Annotated in this window: 1 pseudogene; it reads right to left on the bottom strand. The window is 77.9% G+C overall.

Features of this window, described 5'->3' with window-relative positions:
* Positions 1–1147, bottom strand: a pseudogene (locus tag QH283_RS01250) (SWIM zinc finger family protein); the annotation flags it as partial.

Below are 1147 nucleotides of genomic sequence, written 5' to 3'. Positions count from 1 at the left end.
GGGCTGGCGGTGTCGGGCCGGCGGGCGGCCCGTTCGTAGTTCCCCCGCAGCGCGGCGGCTTCGAGCAGGACGCGGGGCGGCTCGCCTGCCCGGCCGACGATCAGCTCGGCCACGGGGGCGGGCAGGGCGCTCGCGTCCAGCCGTCGCCGCGCGGTGCCGAGCAGCGCGGTGGTGGTGAGTTCGTCGGTGCCGGGGCCGGTGGTCGCCGGGCCGGTGGTGCGTGTCGTGTCCGGCGTGGCGTCCGGCTCCAGCACGTCGATGCTCTCGCCGTTCCCGTGCAGCGAGATCGGGACCAGTCCCTCGCCGGTCCATTCGCCGAGCACGGTCACCGGATGTCCGCCCGCGGCCCCGAGCATCCGCCACGGCGGGTCCGTGCCGATCAGTGGCAGGGCCGCGCCCGTCGCGTCCACCACCGCCGTGCGGTCGCCCTCGATGAGCGGCACCACCCCCCGCAGCAGCACCGGCCACGACCGCAGCCACGGATCGATCGCCAGCGCCTCCGCGTAGGCCGTCAGCGCCGCCGCACAGGCCGAGCCCGCCCGCTCCGCCGCAACGGCGCGCCCGGCGGGAACCGAGACCGCCGGGGCGGCGGGGATCGTGGTGAAGGGCTCCTCGGCGCCGTGCCGCACTCCCCACAACGCGCGCAGCGGCGGGACGCCGGGGTAGTAGTGCACCTCGGCGTCGACCACACGGCCGGGCGGGGGCGCGGAGGCGGGGAAGGACGGCTCGTCGCCGAAGCTGTGCTCGACCAGCAGGGCCAAGCGCCCGCTGCGGCGGCCAAGCAGCCAGGTGCGGCGGGTGTGCAGGCGGTCCTCGGCGCCGACCCGCTGTCCGAGCGTCATCCAGTGGTCGCGGACGGCGGGTTCGGTGCGCACGGTCGCGGTGGGCATCGGGTAGCCGATGTGGGTGCGCACCGTGGCGGCCACGGCCGGGGGCAGGGCGTCGAGGTCGCGGTGGGCGGTGGCCAGCAGGTGCAGGAAGGCCAGTTCGGCCAGCACGTGGCGTGGGCGGCCGGGGGCGCCGCGATCGCCTCGGGCCAGGGCGCGCAGCCGGGCGGCGACGGCGGGAGCCTGGGCGTCGACCATGCGGGCGGCCATGGCCTCGAAACCGCCCGGCGAGCCGTCGGCGCGGGCCAGGCCGGTGCGCA

Origin of the sequence: Nocardia farcinica (assembly GCF_029867845.1) — a bacterium.
Classification (GTDB): domain Bacteria; phylum Actinomycetota; class Actinomycetes; order Mycobacteriales; family Mycobacteriaceae; genus Nocardia; species Nocardia farcinica_A.
The sequence above is the reverse complement of the archived record's forward strand: the minus strand, read 5'-3'. Positions and strand labels throughout refer to the sequence as shown.